Origin of the sequence: Flavobacterium esculini, assembly GCF_048284325.1 — a bacterium.
GTDB lineage: Bacteria > Bacteroidota > Bacteroidia > Flavobacteriales > Flavobacteriaceae > Flavobacterium.
In genome coordinates, this window is record NZ_JBLVPI010000002.1 from 318393 (window position 1) to 338103 (window position 19711).

A 19711-nucleotide genomic window follows, 5' to 3' on the forward strand; every position below is an offset into this window, starting at 1 on the left:
GCTGTCCTGTTTTTTAACATTAGGTTTATTGTTGATTATTATTATCTATAAATAAAAAAATTTTAGGTTTTATATAAAATAAAAAATGCTTGCTATTGTAATTCCATATTATAAACTTACTTTTTTTGAGGATACGCTTGTTTCGCTTGCTCATCAAACAGATAAGCGGTTCAAAGTCTATATTGGTAATGACACCAGTCCAGAAGATCCTTTGTCTTTGTTGGACAAATTCAAGGAACAATTTGAATTTGTGTATTATAGGTTTGAAGAGAACTTGGGTGCTACATCTCTTGTAAGACAGTGGGACCGTTGCATTGCAATGTCAGGAGATGAAGAATGGTTAATGATACTTTGTGATGATGATACACTAAGTGAAAACTGTATTGCTGAATTTTATAAGAGCATACCAGAAATTAATGATAGTGATTGCAATGTAGTGCGTTTTGCTACATTTGTAAAACAAATGGAGTTGCATAAGACTTCTGCGCTGTATGAACATCCTGAACTTGAAAAAGCAACTGATTTTATGTACAGACGAATTACTAACTCCACCCGTAGTTCTTTGTCTGAATATGTTTTTAGAAAAAGTATATATCTGCAATATGGTTTTTTTGATTATCGTTTGGCATGGCATTCCGATGATAGGGCATGGCTTGAATTTTCACAATTTAAATATATCTATACTATTAATTCAGCATCTGTATGTTTTAGACTAAGTGAAGAAAATATTTCCAGAAGCGATTTTATGATTAAAGAAAAAAATCAAGCTACTTTAGCATTTTATAATTTTGTAATATTTAAACATCTTTTAAAATTCAAACGTTTTCAACGTAAAGAACTATTACTTGTTTATGAACAATTTATTTATAAGATCAATAAAGTAAATTTCAGTTTTTTTATTTGTGTTTTTTCACTCTTATTTTTTAATCTATATTTTATACAATCTATAAAGTTTACAAGACGACTTTTAATCTATTCAAATAAGCATGCTCAAAGTTCCTAAAATAGCCATTATTATTCCGGTTTATAATCGAGCGTATTTATTACCCTATACTTTAGATAGTATTATTGCACAATCATTTAGCGATTGGGAATGTATACTAGTAGATGATGATAGTTCCGATGCTTCTTTTGAAGTCATGAAACAATACCAAAACAAAGATGCGCGCTTTAAAGCCTACACAAGACCCTGCGAATTAAAAAAAGGTGCTAATTCATGTAGAAATTTTGGATTTACAAAATCGAAGGCTCCTTTGATAAAATGGTTCGATAGTGACGATATAATGCTGTGGAATCATTTAGAAATTGCATATCATACACTAATTGAAAAGAATTTGGATTTTGTAGTTACAGATACTGTAAATTTTGATCACGATACGCATGAGCTTTTAGATAAACCGTATTCATTTGATCGAACTCAAGAAAGTATCAATGCTGAAAATTTTGCTTACGTACGAATTGGTTGGATTACGGATGATTTTTTGGGTACCCGAAAAATTGTTGATTCTGTAAAATTTAATGAAAATATTACTGATGGTGACGAGTATAATTTTTTTATAAAATTATTGCAGAATAAAGTAAAAGGAATATTTATAAATCAAACGTTAACAAATAGAAGAATACATATTGATTCCATTTCTTTCAAAAATAGACAAAATGATATTAATTACATGCTAATTTTAACTGCTTTAAAATATCAGACAGCGAATGATTTGGTTGTCTATAACAATAAAGCCCTTATACGTTGGTTTTTATCGGGCTACATGCGTATTGCTTTTGATCTAGCTCTAGCACAAACAACTCTACCATATAAAAAAGAGGCTTTTAAACTGATTTGTAAATACCATTCTGTTAAGAAGGGGAGTGCTTTTTTACTAGCAGTATTTTTAGGGAGCCATTTTAAAAAGGGATATAATATTATGAAATATGCAAGGAAATAAATTAAATAGTACTCCTCTCGTCTCTATTATTCTCCCTGTTTATAACGGAGAAAAATATTTATCTGAGTCTATCGAAAGCTGTCTGAATCAAACCTACCAAAATATAGAATTAATTATTGTTTATGATTTTTCGACTGACAATACTCTAGAAATTGCTACCCTCTATGCTACAAAAGACAATAGAATCACAATTATCAATAATGTCGAAAAAAAGAATTTACCTACAGGTTTAAACATTGGTCATTATGCTGCCAAAGGAGATTTCTTTAGCTGGACTAGCGATGATAATATATATGAAAGTCATGCTATTGAATGCATGTTGAAAACTCTTTTAGAAGAGAAAGTAGATATTGTATATGGCGATATGGTGATAATCAATCACAATGGACAAAAAGTTAGGGATTATAATTTTCTTGATTTTGAAAATATAATATTCCAAAATTACATTGGTAACTGTTTTCTGTACAAAAAAGATGTTTTTGAAAGAAACAAAGGATATGATGAAAATCGTTTTTTGGTTGAAGATTATGATTTTTGGTTAAGGGCTATTGCACATAGCCGTTTTTATCAAATAAAAAAAAAATTGTATCAGTATAGAAAACACGATACAAGTTTGACACATCAAATTGCTTTTAATAATGATAAGAAACAACTTTTTAGTGAGAATGTAATTAAAATGAATAATGAATTCTCAAATTTATTTGTAACTTCTGATTATTTAAAAATGGGGGATTTCTTATCAAAATCTTTAACCTATCAAAAAATACCATTTGAATGGATTATAGAGAATGAAAGTGTCATTAACGAATTCAAAAACAATCTTTCTCAAAATATTAATTTCCCAAATAAGCGGGTAATTGAAAAGATATTTTTAAATAAAATAGTTCATTTAATGGTTCTGGATAAGGGTGTGAAAACTAACCTTTCCAAATCTTTTTATATTGTAAAAAAATACGGTTTGTTCTTGGATAAAAAGGCTATCAAAACGTTAATTAAATATTCATTTTTCAAGAAATAATGATGCCAAAAGTATCCATAATAATGGCGACCTATAATAGGGCGCAATATATATTAGAATCTATACAATCAATTCAGGCTCAAAGCCATCAAGATTGGGAGTGTATTATTATTGATGATGGCGGGACAGATAATACCCCGGAAATTTTAGCTCCTATTTTAGAACAAGATACAAGATTTAAATATTTTAGACGTACCCCAGATTATCAAAAAGGATTACCGGGAAGCAGGAATTACGGTATAGACCTTGCTCAAGGGGATTATATAATATTTTTTGATGATGATGATATTGCTCATCCCCAAAATTTAGAATTGTGTGTTCAAGAGTTAGCAAAAAAAGAAATTTCATTTTGTAAATATTCTAGAGGTGTATTTTTTAATGATTTTAACTATAAATTTGATTTTTCAAAAGAATATAATTCTTTTTTTATAGACAGTAATGATGTGGAACGGATTATAAAATATGAGATTCATATTAAATCTTGTGATGTAATGTGGAAGAAAAAATGTTTTATTGAAAATCGGTTTGCCGAAAATATTTTGTATTGTGAGGATTGGGAGTTATACTCCAGAATAGTATCGGCAGGTTTTAGGGGAGTTTCAATCGATAAATGTTTATTTTTCTACAGGAAACATCAAAATTCAATGACGGGTGAGTTTTATGGAAATGATCCAATTAGGAGAGAATCATACTCGGAAGCTCTTTTATTAGTAGTGCAAAACCTGAAGGAAAAGAAATTGCTTTCTAATTCTTTATTACGTTATTTAGTGCAAATCTCTCTAGGTTTCAAAGAATATGATTTATTTAACGCCGTTTTAAGCGTACTTGAGTTGCCTAAATTCGAAAAATTAAAATGGCAGTTATTTTATATTGTTTTACCTGTCAGATTATGGTTTTATGGCATATGGAAAAAGTTGAAAAAAGATTTAAAGAAATGAAAACCCTTGTGTATTTTAGCATTAATATGGAAGTTGAAAAAGTAAATTTGTTTTTTAAACTCAAAATAAAAATTTAGCCGATAATGAAGTTTTTAGTAATTGAACAAGATTTAAAAGTGTCTGGAACTAGCCAAGGGATTATTTCACGATCGTTTTTGGCTAAATTAAGAATATCATATCCCGAGTCAAGCATTGATGTGGTCTATTTAAAGCACCATCCAAGCGATGATCAACTAGATTTACTGCCTGTAGATTCTATAGAAACCCATATTTTAAATTTGAAAATACCTTTTTTTACTAAATGGTTGAATAAAGTTTATTGGCGGTTATTTCACGTTTCTTTAAAAGAGGAACATATACATAAAGTGTTTAGTTCTTATATAGCCAAGATAAATTATCATAAGTATGATCATATTTTTATAAGAAGTACTGGACTGGGTTGCGAAACAATTCTTAGTTCTAAGGATTTGCCTATTTTAGGAAAGGCTATTATCAATTTTAACGAACCTTATCCAATGTTTTGGTGTTCAGGTACAACAGCAAGCTTAAGCAATTTAGAGTTATTTAAAGTGAAGAAAATGCAAAAGGTGGTAGAACAGGCAAAAGCTTGTATGGGGACACATTTTCTAGCGCAAGATATGCAATTTCTATATGGTTCCAGAAAAAAATTCCATACTTTACCACATCAATATGTAGAAAATGTTTTCGACCTAAATGATAAGAGCCAGGTGATTCAAAAATTAAAAAAAGTTACCATTACATATCATGGTGCTATACAGTTTGGCAGAAACATAGATATTTTGTTAGATTGCTACAAAGAATTGATCGAAAGCAATATTGGATACAAAGAGAATACAGAGTTTATATTACGTTTGAAAAGTGCAGAAATCTATAGATTAAGAAAAAAATATGTAAATATTAAGAATATTAGACTTCTCGAAGGCGTGAATTTTTCAAATGCTGCTTATGAACAGAAATATCTTTCTGATATAAATATTTTATTGGAAAATGGTCCAGTTTATTGTAGCATATTATTAGGTAAAGCCCCATTGTTAGCTTCCATTGAAAAACCTATTTTTTCTATTTCTCCTATTAGAAGCGAAATGAGAAATATTATTAAAGACCAAAAATTTATTGCAAATTATAATGATAAGGAAGAAATTAAGGATAAATTAGAAAGTTTGATTGTTGCTAGCTTAAATGATGAAAAGTTTGAAAATCCTTTTGGAGATTATTTTAGCGATGAGAATTTTAAACTGAAGTTGGATGAGGTTCTATTAAATTCGTCTGCAAAATAATATTAAAATTGATGAAAAAAATGATATATAGTTTTATTTCGAAACTTGGATATAAAATAGAGAATAAAAAAAAGGAAAAAAAAAGGAAGTTGCAATTTGTAAATCAATTTGATGCAAAAATCAATCAATTTTTACTAATAAAATCAATTAGTTTTATTGAAAAAATTTTAGAATCTTATCCTGACTTAAAAATTGAAGATGATAATAATGGTTTGGTTTTTGAATTTAATGGTGTAAAAATTTATGTAGAATCTTACGAAGAGATTTTAATAATTAATGAAATATTTGTAGAGAAGGATTATGGTTTTTTTACAAATGAAACAGTAGTTTTGATTGATATTGGAACAAATATTGGAATAGCGTCAGTTTTTTTCTCTAAAAAAAATAATATTTCAAAAATTTATGCATTTGAACCTGTTGAGGCTACCTATAACCAAGCATTAATTAATTTTAAGATGAATGAACACTTTTTAAAAGTAAATAAGTTTAATAAATATGGTTTAGCAAAAAATGACAAAAAGGAAATTTTTCTTTTCAATAATAATGTTAAAGGAAATACAGGAGTCCGAGGGGCAATGAGTGCAAGCTTTGTTTCATCAATGGTTGTTGAGGTAGAAGTTGAATTAAGAAATGCGACAACTGAAATTGAAAAGATAATTATAGAAAATCCCAATACCAAAATTGCTGTAAAAATGGATTGTGAAGGAGGGGAGTATGAAATTTTTGAAAATTTAGAAGCTTCTGGTTGTATTAAAAAGATAGATTTTCTTATTTTAGAATGGCATGATAGAGGAAGTGAATCTCTTGAATTGATACTCCAAAAGAATAAATTTGATTATTTTACTCGAAATCTGACATGTAAAACAGGTATGCTTTATGCTTACAAAAAATAATTTTTTATGCAATTAATCCCCATAATAATTCCAATGTTTAATTGTGCAAGTAAATTAGTGATATTTTTGACAGTATATTTGATTTGAATTATAAAAAGATTAAGTTATAAAGGTGGGAAGTACTTCTAAATGTATAAATTATAAATGAATCGATTAGTTTCCATAATTATTCCTACATACAATCGAGCACACTTAATTGAAGAAACACTCGATAGTGTTTTAGCGCAAACTTATGCTAATTGGGAATGCATAATTATTGATGACGGTAGTACTGATAATACGCTAGAAGTTATAAGTGTTTATCTAAAAAAAGACAAGCGTTTTCAATATTATCCAAGACCGGTGTACAGATCTAAAGGCCCTAATGTCTGCAGAAACTATGGTTTTGAATTAAGCAAAGGCGAATTTATAAACTGGTTTGATAGTGATGATGTAATGTTGCCTACTTTTTTAGAAAAGCAAATTTGCTCTTTTGGAGCTACAGCAGACATGAGTGTTTGTAAATTAGTTTATTTTGATTTTGATAAAGGAATTGGAAGTAAGGTAAATATAATATTTTCAAATAATTTAATAGAGGATTATTTAACAGGAAAAATTAAATTTTATACGTTTACCCCAGTTTGGGCTAAAAAATTTCTTAATAAACAAGTTGAATTATTTGACGAAACAATTACTAATTTAGATGATTGGGATTTTAATTTGCGAATGTTATACCAATCACCTAAAATAGTTTTCAGAGAGGAAGTATTAATTAAATATAGAGTACACGAAAACTCTTTATCTCAAGAAATTAGAAAACTTAATTTTGATCAAATTAAATCTGAATTTAAAGCAAGAGAAAAACATTTGAAATTGATAAAATCAAATAAAAAAGTAAATTATAAAGTATTAGAGAATAGCAATATAAAACAGTATAAGTTTATTTTGAGAGAAGCTATAATAGCTAATAATGATAATAAATTTTTTTATTTTAAATATCTTTTGATAAAGCAATTAAGAGCACTTGATATTTATGGCATTTTTAAATCTTTATTTGGTTTTGTTGTTTATGGATTATTTAAGAAAGGATATAAATTACTCTAATTTTTTTAATAACTAAATGTTTATGCAAAATCAATTTATTAATCCTTTGTTAACGAAAGATAATCTGGAAAGTTACATAATACGCAAGGAAATATTTAAATCAATTTCTAATGAATATCCTTTTTTTAAAGGGAAATTATTAGATTCAGGTTGTGGTATTATGCCTTATAAAGAATTAGTGCTTGAAAATAAAGAAATTACTAGTTACGTAGGTCTGGATATTGAGCTAGCTCTTGATTATAATAATGTTAAACCAGATTTTTATTGGGATGGAATAACGATGCCTTTTGAGAATGAATCTTTTGACACCGTCATTTCCACAGAGGTTTTAGAACATGTATTAAATCCTGATGCCTATTTAATGGAAGTCAAAAGAGTTTTGAAACCTGGAGGTATGTTTTTCTTTACGGTACCTTTTATGATGTCTTTGCACGAAGTCCCACATGATTATTATAGATATACTCCTTATGCTTTAGAAATGATTTTTAAAAGAACAGGTTTTACTGATATCAAAATAAAACCAATGGGAGGATACAATGCCGCTATGGCACAAATGATTGGTTTGTGGGTTAATATGTACTTGTGGGGGAAAAAGAAAAAAATCATGAGGGTAATCGTAAAGCCAATAATTATGTATTTATCTTTGAAAGATAAAGCTCCATTAAACTTCAATAAATCAACGATGATAGTTGGTTTATCAGGTACTGTTATTAAACCTTTAAAATAATTTAATGAAAATCCTCTTTATTTCTATGCATTCCATTCATGCTATACGTTGGATTGAGAATCTAAAAGAAAGTCAACATGAATTATATTGGTTTGATGTTTTAGGCAGAGGGAAATTAGAGGCAATAGACGGAGTGACGCAATTTACTAATTGGAAACAGAGAAAACGGCCTTATATAAAAGGTGAATATTTTTTAAGTAAAAAGGTACCTCTTTTTTTCAATATTCTACAACCTTTCCTTGAAATAACAGCAAATGAAAAACTTGAAGAAATAATAAAAGACATTCAACCTGATGTAGTTCATAGTTTTGAGATGCAAAGTTGCTCATATCCTATTTTAAAAACCATAAATAAATTTTCGACTGTAAAATGGATTTATTCTTGTTGGGGCAATGATTTGTATTATTATAAAAATTTTAAAAATCACGAATTAAAAATTAGAGACGTTCTGAAAAGAGTAAACTACTTGCATACCGACTGTGATCGTGATTTTAGATTGGCACAAGAATTGGGTTTTTTGGGGAAACATTTGGGGGTTATTCCGGGTGGTACGGGTTATAAAATTGACGCTTTAATAAAATATAAAAAACCTATTAATAAACGAAAAATAATCTTAATTAAAGGATACCAACATATTTTTGGCAGGGCTTTGTATGTTGTCAAAGTAATGGAAAATATTTATTTGAATTATCCTGATTTTGAAATTATAGTATTTGGAGCACATCAAGAAATTATTTCATATATAGGACAAAAACAATTGCCTTTTAAGGTTTACGATCGGAATGGACTATCTCAAAATGAACTTTTGAAGCTTATGGGGCAATCGTTGCTTTACATTGGCAACAATATTTCTGACGGAATGCCAAATACACTTTTAGAAGCAATTGTTATGGGGGCTTTCCCAATACAATCCAATCCAGGTAATGCTACTTCAGAAATTATCGAAGATGGAATAAATGGTTTTTTAATACAAGATGCAGAAAATAGTAAAGAAATAGAATCTACAATTCAAAAAGCTTTAGCTGACAAAAGTCTCATTGAAAAAGCATATATTATTAATATCACTCTTGCAATTCAAAAATTAGATTATGAAAGGAACAAGGTGAAAATAAATTCATTATACAATACTGTTTTACTATGCGAGTAGGTAATAATCCTCATAAGGATGAAGTAATACAAGAATCAGACTACCTCCACCAGGTAGTTATTCCTGTATATATTCCTCATCAAGAGGGATACTTTAAAGACTGCCTAAAGATTTTTCAATTATGTATGCAATCGCTCTTGAAAACGGTTCATAGTAAAACCTGTATTACTGTTGTTAATAATGGAAGTTGTGAAATGGTAATCGAATATTTAGATCAAATCTATCATGAGGGTCAAATACAGGAAGTTATTCATACTGAAAACATAGGAAAATTGAATGCCGTGCTAAAAGGTCTTGCCGGGAATAATATTGAATTAGTTACCATAACAGATGCCGATGTATTATTTTTAGAGAATTGGCAAGAAGCCACTACAAAAGTATTTAGAGCATTGCCAAAAGCTGGTGTAGTGGGTATTGTACCTCAATTTAATATGTTTAAAAATAAATCGGGTACTATTCTTTTTGACAATCTGTTTAATAAAAAATTAAAATTTTTTCCTATCCAATCACCAGAAGGGTTGGTTCGTTTTTATGACAGTATCGGTTGGGATAGAAGCTATAATAAAGATTATCTGAAATACGGTTTAGGGTTAGAACATGATGATGTTAAAGTATTTGTAGGTTCAGGACATTTTGTAGCGACCTATAAAAAACAAATGTTCCAAGAAATGAAATCGTACTTCAATTATAAATTAGGCGGAGATTCAGAAAATTACTTAGACACTTTACCTTTGAAATATGATTATTGGAGAGTAACTACTTATGATAATTATGCCTATCACATGGGAAATGTTTTCGAAGATTGGATGTCTCAAATCGAACATAATAAAAACAACAGGACTGAAATCGATTCGGGGTTTAAACAACATAAACGTGCTAAGGCTTCTATAGTTGTATTAAAAAATAGACTATTTTCCAAGTTTTTAGCTAGTAAGTCTGTTTCTAGAATTTTTTACCGATGGAAAAAATTACCTAAAAGAATGATTAAAAATTATTCTACAATTGCGCCAATCGTAAAATGAGAAATGAATATTAATTAATATTTCAGTTTAAAAAACAATATAAATATTTTAAAATATTCATTTAAAAATAATATTTCAAGTTAGAAATGATATAATGAAAGAAAAAGTATTTTCCATTCTCATAAGTACTAAAAACAGACGTAATGATTTGATTCTTACACTTGGTAAATTAGAGGGTTTGTTGATTCGAAATGATGTAGAATGTATTATATATGATGATGGTTCGCATGATGGAACGTTTAATTATATTCAGAATAATTATCCTACTATCATACTTAAAAGAAATGAAGTGTCAAAAGGATATTTATATTGTAGAAACAAAATGCTTAGCCAAACAGAAGCAATGTATGCTATTTCTCTTGATGATGACGCTCATTTTTTAACAAATAATCCTTTGGAACGAATTCGAAATTATTTTGAATCCAATCCGCATTGTGGTTTAATTGCCTTTCGTATATTTTGGGGGCTTACGGAACCAGTAAATACAGTTTCCTTTGAATTTCCTCAACGTGTGCAAAGTTTTGTTGGCTGTGCTCATGTTTGGAGAATGAAAGCTTGGCACAATATACCCAATTACCCGGAATGGTTTGTTTTTTATGGAGAAGAAGATTTTGAGTCATTTCAGTTGTTTAAGCAGGATTTGGAAGTACACTATTTTCCTGAAATATTAGTCAATCATAGAGTAGATTTGAAATCACGAAAGAATAATCCTGATTACTATATTCGTTTACGAAGTTCTTTACGTTCTGGATGGTTTTTGTGTTTTTTGTTCTATCCCAAACGTATTATTCCGCGAAAAATGGTATATTCGATTTGGAAGCAATTGCAATTAAAAGTGTTTAAAGGGGATGTAAAAGTTTTACAAGTGCTCAGTTTGGCGCTATTTGATTTATTTTTTGCAATACCCAAAATAATACAAAATAGTAATCGATTGACTGAAAACGAATTTAATAGTTATGAAAAGCTTCCTGCTGCCAGAATATATTGGCAACCTAAAAAATAATGTTTATCAGTTCAGATTTTTTTTAAATGAAAAATATAGCAATAATTCCAGCGCGAGGGGGCTCTAAACGATTACCCTGTAAAAATAATCTTTTGTTTGGAGGCATTCCACTTATTGCTCACAGTATTTTGTTTGCTCAGCAAAATAAGGATATTGTAGACGAAATTTACGTATCGACAGATGATGAGGCAATAAAAAAAATAGCACTAGACTATGGAGCTCAAGTAATTGACCGTCCAGCATATTTATCAGGAGATTTTGAACCTACAATAACTGCTGTTCAACACGCTTTAGATGTTATTCCGTATGCTGTTGATACTGTGGTTTTATTGCAAGCAACTAATCCATTGCGGCCAGAAAATTTATTACGTGAAGCTTTTGGAAATTATATCATGAGCGATTCTGACAGCTTATTCACTGTTACCAGAAACCATCAAAAATTAGGTAAAATTTCAAATCATTGCTTTGAACCTTATAATTATACCATAGGCCAACGCAGTCAAGATTTAGAACCTCTTTATTTTGAAAACGGCTTATTATACATTAGTAAAGCAAAATTGATAAAAGAAGGTAAAATATTTTCTCAAAATAGCATCCCTTATGAAGTAAATCATATTTTTGCCAGTATTGATATCGATACTCAGGATGATTTTGACTATGCAGAGTATTTGTATCAAAAAATCATAATTCATAATTCATAACACATTTTATGAACCCATACATAGAAATAGCAGGAAGAAAAATAGGACCCGATTATCTACCATTAGTAATCGCAGAAATAGGGATTAATCATGAAGGCTCTTTACAAATAGCAAAAGAAATGGTTGATGCTGCGGGTAGGGCTGGTGTTGAGGTAGTCAAACATCAAACACATATAGTTGCTGACGAAATGAGTGGTGCGGCTAAGAAAGTAATTCCTGGTAATGCTGATGTTTCTATTTATGAGATCATGGAGCGGTGTTCTTTGAACGAAGCCGATGAGTTGGAGTTGAAAAATTATGTTGAAAGTAAAGGGATGATCTTTATTTCTACCCCTTTTTCTCGTGCCGCTGCAGATCGTTTGGAAAAATTTGATGTACCAGCCTATAAAATCGGTTCCGGGGAATGTAATAATTATCCATTATTAGAACACATAGCTTCTTTTGGAAAGCCCGTGATTTTAAGTACCGGAATGAATACCATTGACAGTATCACCAAAGCTGTAGCAATATTCGATAAACATAAAGTTCCAGTAGCCTTATTGCATACTACGAATTTGTATCCAACACCCATTCACTTAGTGCGTTTTGGAGCCATGATGGAAATGCATAACGCCTTTCCTGATAATGTTTTTGGATTGTCAGACCATACTTTAAATAATAATGCCTGTCTTGGTGCAGTTGTTTTGGGTGCCAGTATTTTGGAGCGCCATTTTACAGATCATATATATCGCACGGGCCCAGATATTGTGTGTAGTATGGACGAACAAGCTTGTACAGAACTTATTGTTTCTTCCGATGAAATGTGGCAAATGCGAGGTGGAACAAAAAAGCCTGCTTTGGAGGAACAAGTTACCATCGATTTCGCTTTTGCAACTGTTTGTTCTATTCAATCCATACAAAAAGGGGAATTATTTACCAAAGAGAATATTTGGGTGAAGCGACCTGGGACAGGGAAAATTTCAGCAGAACATTTTAATGATTTGATCGGTAAAATTGCTGCTCGCGATATTGATAATGATGAGCAATTAACCTTTAGCGACTTTAACTAATGGACAAATTATACGATATAGACAAAAAATTTGAATACGAAAACGGATTTTATGCCACTGCAGATCCATCTCGTTTTAGTAAGATAATTACTCATTTAGAGTTTTTTAAACAGACTTCTAATGTGAGAGGTGAAATTGTAGAATTCGGAATTTTTAAAGGCAATTCATTTTTTAGATGGATCAAATTTAGAGATTTATTAGAACAAACTAATAGTAGAAAAATTATTGGATTTGATATTTTTGGTGATTTTCCGGAAGCTTATTTTGAGGGAGATAAAGATAAAAGAGATGCTTTTGTAGCAGAAACTAATGGGGGGAAAAGTATTTCATTAGAAGAAATTAATCAACTATTAGATCAGCAAGGTTTAAATAAAAATGTTGATATTGTTGAAGGGGATATTTTAGTCACCTTAGATTTATATTTAGATAAAAATCCGCATCTAAAAATTTCATTGTTGCATATAGATGTCGATTTATATGAACCTACAAAACATATTTTAGAAAAATTATTTGATAAAGTTACTAAAGGCGGAATCATAATTTTTGATGACTATGGAGCGTTTGCAGGAACAAATAAAGCAGTAGATGATTTTTTTCAAAATAATATAGAAATAAAAAAATTGCCTTTTTCACATGCAATTTCCTATATAGTAAAGTAAATAAATGAAAAAAATCCTTTTCCTTACCGGAACGCGAGCAGATTTTGGTAAAATAAAATCACTAATTTCTGTTCTTGATGATCATCAAGATTTTGAAATTTTTGTTTTTGTAACAGGAATGCATTTGCAAGAAGAATATGGATACACGCTTTTAGAAATTGAACGTTGTAATTTTAAAAATGTGCATACGTTTGAAAATCACACACATGAAACTACAATGGACTTAACATTAGCCAAAACGATAGAAGGTTTGTCAAGTTACTGCAAAAAAGTGAATCCGGATTTGATTGTCGTTCATGGAGATCGAGTTGAAACTTTGGCTGGAGCTATTGTAGGCTCTTTGAATAATATTCTAGTAGCACACATTGAAGGAGGCGAGCTGTCAGGTACTGTTGACGAATTAATTCGGCATAGTGTCAGTAAGTTAAGTCATATTCATTTTGTTTCTAATGATGATGCAGCCAAACGCTTGCTTCAAATGGGAGAAATTGCGACGTCTATTTTTACTATAGGTTCGCCAGATATTGATATTATGTTTTCGGATTCGCTCCCTAGTTTAGCAATTGTAAAAGACTATTATGAAATCAATTTTGATGAATTTGCCATTGTAATGTTCCATCCTGTGACAACAGAAGTTGTAGAAATGCAAAAATATGCAACGGATTTTGTAAACAGTTTATTAAAAGATTCCCATAATTATATAGTAATTTATCCTAATAATGATTTGGGGAGTCAATGTATAATAAAAGAATACGAAAGGGTAAGGAATAATAATCGTTTCAGAGTTTTTCCTTCCCTGCGTTTTGAATATTTTTTAACTTTTTTAAAGAATTCACAATTCATAATTGGTAATAGTAGCGCCGGAATCAGGGAAGCTCCCTATTATGGAATTCCTATCATTAATATTGGGTCTAGACAGCAAAATAGAGTTGTCCATGCTGATATAATAAATATTGATTATACTGTTGAAAGTATCGATAAAGCTTTACAGTCTATAGATTCCCACAAAGTACAAATTACAACAACAGATTTTGGACAAGGAAATAGTACTGCTTTATTTTTGAACTCCATTCAAAATGGCGATATTTGGAAAATAAATCATCAAAAACAGTTTAGAGATAATTAATGTCAAATAAGAAAATTTTTATTTTACTACCCGATGGCGTAGGACTGCGTAATTTTGCTTTTACAGACTTTTATCATAAAGGAAAAGCTAAAGGTATGGATTTAGTTTTTTGGAATAATACGCCATTTGATTTAGCCAAAACAGGTTATGAGGAAATAAGATTCAAACAAAACAGATCTAGTCTTTTATTAGAAGTATTAAAAAATGCCAGAAAAGAGATTGAACTCAATTGCAATATAAGAAAATCTAAAGACTACGTTTATGATTCGTATCGATTTCCATTTTCGTACGCAACTTTAAAATCGTCTTTAAAAAGCTATATAACTCGTTTTATAATTCAATTATTTAATTCAGAAAAAGGGTTAGAAATAGTTAGACGTTTAATAAAAAAAGTAGAACGAAGCAGCAATTTTTATTCTGAATCGTATGAACTTTTACAAGTACAAAAACCAGCTCTTGTTTTTTGTACCAATCAAAGAATAAGTTTAGCTATTGCTCCATTGTTAGCAGCTCAGGATTTAAAAATACCCACAGTAACTTTTATTTTCTCTTGGGATAATTTACCAAAAGGAACTATGCTGGTAGAAACCGATTATTATTTTGTATGGAGTTCACATATGAAAGAAGAGCTTTTATATTATTATCCGTATATCAAAGAAAATCAAATCCTAGTAACGGGAACACCCCAATTCGAAAATCATTATCAATTAAATAATATAATTGATAAAGAATTATTTTTCAGTCAAAATGGGTTGGATTTTCAAAAGAAGTATATTTGTTACTCTGGTGACGACGTAACAACATCGCCATATGATTCAGATTATTTATTAGATTTGATTAAAGCTGTTAGAATTTTAAATAAAAAAGGAAATCAATTGGGAATTATTTTTAGGAGGTGTCCTGTAGATTTTTCGGATAGATTTAATTCAGTTTTAGAGGAGAATAAAGATATAGTTACTGCGATTATACCTAAATGGGATAAAATTGGAGAGGGCTGGAGTACCATTCTGCCAACGAAAGAAGATTCTGTTTTACAGTTGAATATTATTGCACATACTGAATTAGTTATCAATTTAGGGTCTTCTATGGTTTTTGATTATGTTGCTCATAAAAAACCATGTGCTTTTATGAATTATAGTCCTGAAAGAAAAGATAGTAATTGGTCCGTTGAAAAAATTTATAAGTATGTTCATTTTCGTTCTATGCCTACAGATGCAGTAGTTTGGTTAAATTCACCGGATGAAATTGCCTCTAAAATAGAAATGATGTTGAGTAATGAAGCTCAAAAAGTGGTTGCTAATGCTCAAGAATGGTTTGAAAAAATTAACCAGCATCCAGCAGAAGATGCTTCTCAACGTATTTGGGAAAGCATTTCCAAAATTTGTAAAAAGGAAACATGTTAAAACAAACTATTTTATCGGATTATAAACGATATGGTATTACTAAAATTAGCTTTTGGGTACTCGTCAAGACTTTTATAATTATGCCTGTCCCTGGGCTGAAATTCATGACTATTTTTCGCTTAACTCAATATTTTAGAAGCAGGAACAGGCCTTTGTTTTATTTTTTCTTTCTGTGGTTGCGGAACTTAAAAGTTAAGTACGGATTTGATATCTCCTACAGAACTCAAATTGGGAAAGGTTTTTATATTGGACATTTTGGAAATGTGGTAATTCATGGGGATACCGTAATAGGGGATAATTGTAATATTTCTCAAGGAATAACTTTTGGAGTTAGCAATTCAGGAGCTCATATTGGAGTCCCAAAAATTGGAAATAGTGTATTTGTTGGACCAGGTGCCTGTGTTTTCGGTGCAATAATAATCGGGAATCATGTTACCATAGGTGCAAACGCAGTTGTAACGGAAGATGTACCGGATTATCATACAATACTGAGTTCTAAAACCACAATAATCAATAAGGATTTATCCTCTTTCTACATTCATAATAGCTGAAAATAGTATGTTTTTCAATTCTTTATCCTTTGCCGTTTTCCTGCCCATTGTATTTGTGTTGTATTGGTTTGTTTTTAACAAAACTAAAAGTACCCAAAATGCAGTACTTATTGTAGCAAGTTATTATTTTTATTCCTGTTGGGATTGGCGTTTTTTGTTTCTGTTGGTTTTCTCCACATTTTTGGATTATTATACCGGTATCCGAATCGAAAAGGCCAAAACTGAAATTGCTCGGAAATTTTGGTTTTGGTTGAGTATAAGCATCAATCTTGGTTTTCTGGGTGTTTTTAAATACTATAATTTTTTTGCTGATTCTTTTTCTCAATTATTGAATGGATTTGGATTACAGACGAGTCCTTTATTGCTAAATGTAGTTTTACCTGTGGGTATTTCATTTTATACCTTTCACGGATTATCATACGTTATCGATATCTATTTAAAAAGAATCAAAGCCGAATATAATTTCGTGGATTATTCCTTGTTTGTCAGTTATTTTCCATTGCTTGTTGCCGGGCCCATAGAGAGAGCCACACATTTATTGCCACAAGTAAAATTGAAACGTAACTTTGACTATCAAAAAGCCAAAGAGGGTGTGTATCAATTCGTTTGGGGATTGGTCAAAAAAGTTGTCATTGCGGATACCTGCGCTACGTATGCTAATGCTATTTTTGACCATTATACATCGATGAATTCCTTATCCTTGTTATTGGGAGTAGTTTATTTTGCGTTTCAGATATATGGTGATTTTTCGGGTTATTCGGATATGGCTTTGGGAATGTCAAAATTATTTGGAATCGATTTGTTGCGTAATTTTAATTACCCCTATTTTTCTCGTGATATTGCTGAGTTTTGGCGTCGATGGCACATTTCTTTATCGTCTTGGTTTCGGGATTATTTATACATTCCTTTGGGAGGCAGCAATGGTGGTATGGCGATGAAAATTCGAAATACCTTTGTTATTTTTTTGGTTAGTGGATTTTGGCATGGTGCGAATTGGACTTTTATTGCTTGGGGATTCATTAATGCGCTGTATTTTTTACCGTTGTTGCTTTTAAAAAAGAATCGGTCTAATATGGAAACGGTTTCATTGTATTGGAATTGGAACTCTTTTAAAGTAGTTTTAAGTATCATTAGTACCTTTTCATTAACCTGTTTGGCCTGGGTTTTTTTCAGGGTAAAATCGATAGGAGATGCTTTTGATTATATTGGTCGTATTTTTACTGATCAGCGTTTTTTACCGCAGTATTTAGAAAATGAGCGCTATAATTATGAAATTGCATTGTTAATAGGCATTTTTGTAGTAGTTGAGTGGAACAGTCGAACGCATGTGGAACCCATTTCTGGAAGATACAGTAGTCTTAAATTAGCATTATGTATTGCCGCTATCGTTGCTTTAGGAACGTATTCGGATTATAAAGAATTTATTTATTTTCAATTTTAATACATAATTTCAGTTTTACCTCGACCCTAAAGAGAGCCGAGAATTTAGGTCGATTTTTGCTTTTTTTGTTTTGTAGAGTTCCGAGAAGGAGACGATTTTTTTAAAAGTAATGTTGTTTTTGAATTAAAATTATTTTGGAAGTTATGGATAAGAATTCGCTTCAATCAGATTCTATGTGGAAAGGAGCATCTCCACAGATTTTTTCAAATGCAAAAAAAATTAAGAGAAAACTCAACAGAAGCTGAAGAAAAGCTTTGGTTAGCGGTAAGAAATAATCAGATTGAGGGATATAAATTTAGGAGGCAACATCCTCTTAGTATTTATATTGCTGATTTTTATTGTCATCCCCTAAAGTTAGTAATTGAGATCGATGGAGGATATCATCTGACTGAAGAACAACAGCTTTTGGATGTAAAAAGAACAAATGATATCGAATTTCAAGGATTAAAAGTAATTCGATTCACAAATGAGGAAGTACTAATGCATTTACCGGAAGTTATTGCTAAAATCAAAGCGTTTATTTTAACAGTATCGTAATTTTTTGTTTTGCCCCGGCCCTAAAGGGATTCGAAAATTTAGAACAGTCTTGAAATGATATATCGTTGTATTTCTTTTTTCTTCCCTTTAGGGTTGGGGATGGAAAAAAGAAATTAAAGGAATGTAAATTTTCGTTTAACCCAGGCCCTAAGGGGATCGAAAATTAGGGAGTTTGGCATTTAATTTTCGTTTAGCGAGCACTAAAGGAAGTCGAAAATTTAGAACAGTCTTCTAGCATTGGGGGATATATAATAATTAGAATTAATTAGTAAATATAAAAGAGAACAAAACAACAATGAAGCAGTTTTTACTTTTGACTTTCAAAATACTATTACTTACAGTATTGATTGCCGTAATTTTAGATTTTCTTTATACGTCTGTTTACTTACAGTCCTCCAATAGGGGAAAAATAGACTATGTGTATAACTCAAAAGCAAGAAATTATGATGTATTGATTTTAGGGTCTTCCAGGGCGAATAATCATTTTGTAGCGCCCTTGTTTGAAAAAAAAGGATTGAAGACTTTTAATTATGGAATGAGTGGCGGGCATTTATTTGAAGCCTCTTTATTATTGAAATTAATGGTAGAACGGAAATACGAAATAAAAAATCTGATACTAGAAGCTGATCTGAATTTGTCTAATGAGCAAATGGCCGATGGAATTGCGTCAAAATTTTTGCCGTATATTCATCATTCAACAGTAATAGAAAGACATTTTTCAAGTCAGAAAAATTTTAATCAATTATTTTATATTCCTTTTTATAGGTTTGTAGCTTTTGAGCCTCGTATTGGGTTTAGGGAGATGTTTTTTAATGGTATTCATAAAAAAACAATGCATTTAGATAATCTAGGGTATTATCCTTTAGGCAAAAATCCGAATGCGAATATGAAAAATGACCTAACGAATCTAAAACCGTTACATAATAAATATTACGAAGAAATTAAGCAAATTTGTGTAACGAATAATATTAATTTGATTGCCGTTATGACGCCCATGTGTACCAACACTAAAGGGTTGAATTACTTTGAGAAAGTGCATCAAATTTATCCTGAAATTCATAATTATGAAAATTCAGTGGAAGGCGATCAATATTTCTCGTCGTGTGGTCATATGAATGATACTGGAGCGCGACTGTTCACATCTAAAATTTTAAAAGATTTTTTTAATAAATAAA

At 30.4% G+C, this 19711-nt stretch carries 20 protein-coding genes; all 20 read left to right on the plus strand.

Features of this window, described 5'->3' with window-relative positions; translation table 11 throughout:
• The first annotated feature begins 85 nt into the window (after positions 1–85).
• The 20 genes from ACNQGG_RS03095 to ACNQGG_RS03190 all read left to right on the plus strand — a co-directional run bounded on the left by ACNQGG_RS03095 (position 86) and on the right by ACNQGG_RS03190 (position 19710).
• A complete protein-coding gene (locus ACNQGG_RS03095) occupies positions 86–1003 on the plus strand; it encodes a glycosyltransferase (RefSeq protein ID WP_417961420.1) in 918 nt (305 codons plus the stop codon).
• Entirely contained in the window at positions 987–1940 is a 954-nt protein-coding gene (locus ACNQGG_RS03100; protein WP_417961422.1) for a glycosyltransferase family 2 protein, read from the plus strand. The genes ACNQGG_RS03095 and ACNQGG_RS03100 overlap by 17 nt, the downstream gene beginning before the upstream one ends.
• A complete protein-coding gene (locus tag ACNQGG_RS03105) occupies positions 1927–2958 on the plus strand; it encodes a glycosyltransferase family 2 protein (RefSeq protein ID WP_417961424.1) in 1032 nt (343 codons plus the stop codon). The genes ACNQGG_RS03100 and ACNQGG_RS03105 overlap by 14 nt, the downstream gene beginning before the upstream one ends.
• Positions 2958–3896 (plus strand): glycosyltransferase family 2 protein, encoded by a 939-nt coding sequence (locus tag ACNQGG_RS03110; protein WP_417961426.1) that lies wholly within the window; start codon positions 2958–2960, stop codon positions 3894–3896. Before ACNQGG_RS03105 ends, ACNQGG_RS03110 begins: the two co-directional genes overlap by 1 nt.
• An 83-nt stretch (positions 3897–3979) precedes the next feature.
• The gene (locus tag ACNQGG_RS03115) at positions 3980–5194 is read left to right on the plus strand and encodes a glycosyltransferase family protein (RefSeq protein WP_417961428.1); all 1215 of its coding nucleotides are present in this window, start codon (positions 3980–3982) and stop codon (positions 5192–5194) included.
• Positions 5195–5205: 11 nt separating this feature from the next.
• Entirely contained in the window at positions 5206–6087 is an 882-nt protein-coding gene (locus ACNQGG_RS03120) for an FkbM family methyltransferase (protein ID WP_417961430.1), read from the plus strand.
• Positions 6088–6231: 144 nt separating this feature from the next.
• Positions 6232–7170 carry a glycosyltransferase family 2 protein gene (locus ACNQGG_RS03125; protein WP_417961432.1) on the plus strand — a complete coding sequence of 313 codons (939 nt, stop codon included), beginning with the start codon at positions 6232–6234 and terminating at the stop codon, positions 7168–7170.
• A gap of 22 nt (positions 7171–7192) precedes the next feature.
• The gene (locus ACNQGG_RS03130) at positions 7193–7897 is read left to right on the plus strand and encodes a class I SAM-dependent methyltransferase (RefSeq protein WP_417961434.1); all 705 of its coding nucleotides are present in this window, start codon (positions 7193–7195) and stop codon (positions 7895–7897) included.
• Positions 7898–7901: 4 nt separating this feature from the next.
• Positions 7902–9044, plus strand: coding sequence for a glycosyltransferase (locus tag ACNQGG_RS03135; protein WP_417961436.1), 1143 nt, complete (start codon positions 7902–7904; stop codon positions 9042–9044).
• A 125-nt stretch (positions 9045–9169) separates the two neighbouring features.
• On the plus strand, positions 9170–10066 hold the full coding sequence (locus tag ACNQGG_RS03140) for a glycosyltransferase family A protein (protein WP_417961438.1): 897 nt from the start codon (positions 9170–9172) through the stop codon (positions 10064–10066).
• A 94-nt stretch (positions 10067–10160) separates the two neighbouring features.
• Positions 10161–11069 (plus strand): glycosyltransferase family 2 protein, encoded by a 909-nt coding sequence (locus ACNQGG_RS03145; RefSeq protein WP_417961440.1) that lies wholly within the window; start codon positions 10161–10163, stop codon positions 11067–11069.
• A 26-nt stretch (positions 11070–11095) separates the two neighbouring features.
• Positions 11096–11770, plus strand: a complete 675-nt coding sequence (locus tag ACNQGG_RS03150) for an acylneuraminate cytidylyltransferase family protein (protein ID WP_417961442.1) — start codon at positions 11096–11098, stop codon at positions 11768–11770.
• An 8-nt stretch (positions 11771–11778) separates the two neighbouring features.
• Positions 11779–12819 (plus strand): N-acetylneuraminate synthase family protein, encoded by a 1041-nt coding sequence (locus tag ACNQGG_RS03155; protein ID WP_417961444.1) that lies wholly within the window; start codon positions 11779–11781, stop codon positions 12817–12819.
• Positions 12819–13478 (plus strand): TylF/MycF/NovP-related O-methyltransferase, encoded by a 660-nt coding sequence (locus tag ACNQGG_RS03160; protein WP_417961446.1) that lies wholly within the window; start codon positions 12819–12821, stop codon positions 13476–13478. The genes ACNQGG_RS03155 and ACNQGG_RS03160 overlap by 1 nt, the downstream gene beginning before the upstream one ends.
• A gap of 4 nt (positions 13479–13482) precedes the next feature.
• Positions 13483–14604, plus strand: a complete 1122-nt coding sequence (gene neuC, locus ACNQGG_RS03165) for a UDP-N-acetylglucosamine 2-epimerase (RefSeq protein WP_417961448.1) — start codon at positions 13483–13485, stop codon at positions 14602–14604.
• Positions 14604–16007: a glycosyltransferase family protein gene (locus ACNQGG_RS03170; protein ID WP_417961450.1), complete on the plus strand. Its 1404-nt coding sequence runs from the start codon at positions 14604–14606 to the stop codon at positions 16005–16007. Before neuC ends, ACNQGG_RS03170 begins: the two co-directional genes overlap by 1 nt.
• Entirely contained in the window at positions 16001–16558 is a 558-nt protein-coding gene (locus ACNQGG_RS03175) for a serine O-acetyltransferase (RefSeq protein WP_417961452.1), read from the plus strand. Before ACNQGG_RS03170 ends, ACNQGG_RS03175 begins: the two co-directional genes overlap by 7 nt.
• Before the next feature lie 7 nt (positions 16559–16565).
• Complete coding sequence (locus ACNQGG_RS03180; RefSeq protein ID WP_417961454.1) at positions 16566–17999, plus strand: MBOAT family O-acyltransferase; 1434 nt, start codon at positions 16566–16568, stop codon at positions 17997–17999.
• A 207-nt stretch (positions 18000–18206) separates the two neighbouring features.
• Positions 18207–18536: an endonuclease domain-containing protein gene (locus ACNQGG_RS03185; RefSeq protein WP_417961456.1), complete on the plus strand. Its 330-nt coding sequence runs from the start codon at positions 18207–18209 to the stop codon at positions 18534–18536.
• A 295-nt stretch (positions 18537–18831) separates the two neighbouring features.
• Positions 18832–19710: a hypothetical protein gene (locus tag ACNQGG_RS03190; RefSeq protein ID WP_417961458.1), complete on the plus strand. Its 879-nt coding sequence runs from the start codon at positions 18832–18834 to the stop codon at positions 19708–19710.
• The last annotated feature ends 1 nt before the right edge of the window (position 19711 follow it).

Excerpts from the sequence above, each read along its gene's own strand:
- ACNQGG_RS03105 (WP_417961424.1), top strand. The coding sequence starts at position 1,927 with ATGCAAGGAAATAAATTAAATAGTACTCCTCTCGTCTCTATTATTCTC.
- neuC (WP_417961448.1), top strand. The coding sequence starts at position 13,483 with ATGAAAAAAATCCTTTTCCTTACCGGAACGCGAGCAGATTTTGGTAAA.
- ACNQGG_RS03180 (WP_417961454.1), top strand. The coding sequence starts at position 16,566 with ATGTTTTTCAATTCTTTATCCTTTGCCGTTTTCCTGCCCATTGTATTT.
- ACNQGG_RS03095 (WP_417961420.1), top strand. The coding sequence starts at position 86 with ATGCTTGCTATTGTAATTCCATATTATAAACTTACTTTTTTTGAGGAT.
- ACNQGG_RS03150 (WP_417961442.1), top strand. The coding sequence starts at position 11,096 with ATGAAAAATATAGCAATAATTCCAGCGCGAGGGGGCTCTAAACGATTA.
- ACNQGG_RS03170 (WP_417961450.1), top strand. The coding sequence starts at position 14,604 with ATGTCAAATAAGAAAATTTTTATTTTACTACCCGATGGCGTAGGACTG.
- ACNQGG_RS03120 (WP_417961430.1), top strand. The coding sequence starts at position 5,206 with ATGAAAAAAATGATATATAGTTTTATTTCGAAACTTGGATATAAAATA.
- ACNQGG_RS03130 (WP_417961434.1), top strand. The coding sequence starts at position 7,193 with ATGCAAAATCAATTTATTAATCCTTTGTTAACGAAAGATAATCTGGAA.
- ACNQGG_RS03135 (WP_417961436.1), top strand. The coding sequence starts at position 7,902 with ATGAAAATCCTCTTTATTTCTATGCATTCCATTCATGCTATACGTTGG.
- ACNQGG_RS03190 (WP_417961458.1), top strand. The coding sequence starts at position 18,832 with ATGAAGCAGTTTTTACTTTTGACTTTCAAAATACTATTACTTACAGTA.
- ACNQGG_RS03155 (WP_417961444.1), top strand. The coding sequence starts at position 11,779 with ATGAACCCATACATAGAAATAGCAGGAAGAAAAATAGGACCCGATTAT.
- ACNQGG_RS03110 (WP_417961426.1), top strand. The coding sequence starts at position 2,958 with ATGATGCCAAAAGTATCCATAATAATGGCGACCTATAATAGGGCGCAA.
- ACNQGG_RS03145 (WP_417961440.1), top strand. The coding sequence starts at position 10,161 with ATGAAAGAAAAAGTATTTTCCATTCTCATAAGTACTAAAAACAGACGT.
- ACNQGG_RS03115 (WP_417961428.1), top strand. The coding sequence starts at position 3,980 with ATGAAGTTTTTAGTAATTGAACAAGATTTAAAAGTGTCTGGAACTAGC.
- ACNQGG_RS03160 (WP_417961446.1), top strand. The coding sequence starts at position 12,819 with ATGGACAAATTATACGATATAGACAAAAAATTTGAATACGAAAACGGA.
- ACNQGG_RS03140 (WP_417961438.1), top strand. The coding sequence starts at position 9,170 with ATGCAATCGCTCTTGAAAACGGTTCATAGTAAAACCTGTATTACTGTT.
- ACNQGG_RS03125 (WP_417961432.1), top strand. The coding sequence starts at position 6,232 with ATGAATCGATTAGTTTCCATAATTATTCCTACATACAATCGAGCACAC.
- ACNQGG_RS03185 (WP_417961456.1), top strand. The coding sequence starts at position 18,207 with ATGCAAAAAAAATTAAGAGAAAACTCAACAGAAGCTGAAGAAAAGCTT.
- ACNQGG_RS03175 (WP_417961452.1), top strand. The coding sequence starts at position 16,001 with ATGTTAAAACAAACTATTTTATCGGATTATAAACGATATGGTATTACT.
- ACNQGG_RS03100 (WP_417961422.1), top strand. The coding sequence starts at position 987 with ATGCTCAAAGTTCCTAAAATAGCCATTATTATTCCGGTTTATAATCGA.